Source organism: Campylobacter sp. TTU-622 (assembly GCF_016598965.1).
Lineage (GTDB): Bacteria > Campylobacterota > Campylobacteria > Campylobacterales > Campylobacteraceae > Campylobacter_D.
Genome location: NZ_JAENKR010000130.1, coordinates 1 through 2,312 on the forward strand (window position 1 = coordinate 1; position 2,312 = coordinate 2,312).

A 2,312-nucleotide genomic window follows, 5' to 3' on the forward strand; every position below is an offset into this window, starting at 1 on the left:
GTATTTGTGTTTTTTGTACTTTTTCCAATGCTATTGTTATTAAAGAAGTCAAATTTAGCGGACTTTATCATCTTTCTAATGAAACCGCTTTAAGTATTAGTGGCTTAAAAGTAGGAAATACGCTCAAAGAAGAAGATATCAATCAAGCAATTTTAAATTTATACAAACAAAATTATTTTAACAATATTGCCGTTGAAGAAAAAAATGGAATTATAGATATTATACTTACAGAAAAACCTACAATTGCTAAAATAACCATTACTGGAGTAGTTTCAAATGATAGAAAGCAAATTGAAAGTATTTTAGGCATCAAAAAAGGGAGTTTATTTGATGAAGCGAGCATTAAAGAAGCAAGTCAAAGAATTAAGTCTTATTATGAATCAAGAAGTTTTTTTGATACTACTGTAGAATTTAAGAAAAAAAGTTTAGAAAATACAGATGGTTTAGAAGTAGAATTTATTGTTAATAGAGGCGAAAATATCATTATTAACAATGTTTATTTAAGTGGTGCAAAGAAATTTTCTTATTCTGACATAGAGCCTGTTATTGTCAATAAAGAAGAAGAATTTATGGGTTGGATGTGGGGAAGAAATGATGGAAAATTAAAAATTTTTGAATTAAGTAATGATAGTGCACGCATAAGTGATGAATATATGAAAAAAGGTTATTTAGATGTTAAAGTTTCAGAGCCTTTTTTAAGAACTTATACAGATACTTATCAAGCAAATCTTACTTATTTTATCCAAGAAGGAAAGCCTTATAAAATTAAAGAAATTACTATAGAAAATCCTTTATTTGATGAAAAAAGCAATCAAAAAACTATCAAAGACTTAAAATCACAAGTTAATAAAACTATCAATATAGAAAATATTAGAAAAGATATCAAAACTTTAGAAACTCAAAGTGCAAATCTTGGTTATGCTTTTGTCGAAGTCTTCCCAGATATACAAAAAAATGATCAAACTCAAGAAGCTTCTATTGTTTTTAAAGTAACACCCCATGAAAAAGTTTATATTAGAAATGTTATCATTTCAGGCAATTCAAGAACTGTAGATAGAGTTATTAGAAGAGAACTTTATCTTACAGAAGGAAATTTATATAACCGCACTGATTTAGATGATTCTAGAAATGCTTTAAAAAGAACATCTTATTTTGAAGATGTTAACATAAAAGAAGAAAAAGTAGATGATACTCATGTTGATTTAATTGTGGAAGTTAAAGAAACTTCCACAGGAACTATTTCAGGTGGTATAGGATATGGCTCTAGCAATGGAATACTCCTAAATGCTTCTTTATCTGATACTAATATCTTTGGTTCTGGTATTAAAAGCTCTGTTAATGTTGATAAAGATAATGAAACTCTTTCTGGAAGAATTTCTCTTGTAAATCCAAGAGTTTTAGACTCAAGATATAGCCTTGGAGGATCAATTTATTCAAGTAATTATGAATGGGATAATTATTCTGAAAGAAATTATGGTTTTGATATTACAGTAGGAAGACAATTTGCAAGATATTTTAGCGCAAGTTTAACTTATAATCTTGAAAAAAGTAATATCTATAAACTAAGTCCTACTCTTCAAAGAACTGGATATCGCCTTGGAGAAACTACAAAAAGTTCTATAACTCCAACTATCGGTTTTAATAATACGGATGATTATTATCTCCCACGTTCAGGTTTCATTATCTCAACTGGATTAGAATTTGCTGGACTTGGAGGAGAGCAAAAATTTATTTCTTCAAGCTCAAGGTTTAATTTCTATCAAGGATTACAAGATTTTATAGGATATGATCTTATATATCGCTATAAAGCAAGTTTTTATAAAGTATGGGATACAGGTTATCTTCCTATTAATCAAAGAATTTATTTAGGCGGAATTCAATCTGTACGCGGTTTTGAAAATAGAACTTTAAGCCCTAAAAATCGTTGGGGAGATGAAATAGGCGGAACCATAGCTTTTGCAAATTCTGTAGAACTTAGCTTTCCTCTTATAGATAGAATTAAATTACGTGGTAGTGTATTCTTCGACTATGGTATGATAGGGAAAGTAAATCTTGATGAAATTAAAAGAATGAGCACAGGAATTGGCATAGAATGGATAACTCCTATTGGACCTTTACAACTCATCTTTGCCAAACCGCTTAATAAAAAGAAAGGTGACGATACAAATACTTTTGAATTTACACTTGGAACAAGATTTTAAGGATAAAAATGTTCCACATTGTTATGAGTGCTGATGAAAACTATATTAAGTATAGTGCTGTTTTAATAACAAGCATCATTAAAAATACTGATTTATCAAAGAAATTTAAAG

The 2,312-nt window shown here is 28.7% G+C and carries 1 protein-coding gene; it reads left to right on the forward strand.

All coding sequences use genetic code 11. The features are described 5' to 3' along the window. The first annotated feature begins 2 nt into the window (after positions 1–2). On the forward strand, positions 3–2,201 hold the full coding sequence (bamA, locus tag JG677_RS07810; RefSeq protein WP_200286071.1) for an outer membrane protein assembly factor BamA: 2,199 nt from the start codon (positions 3–5) through the stop codon (positions 2,199–2,201). Positions 2,202–2,312: the final 111 nt, after the last annotated feature.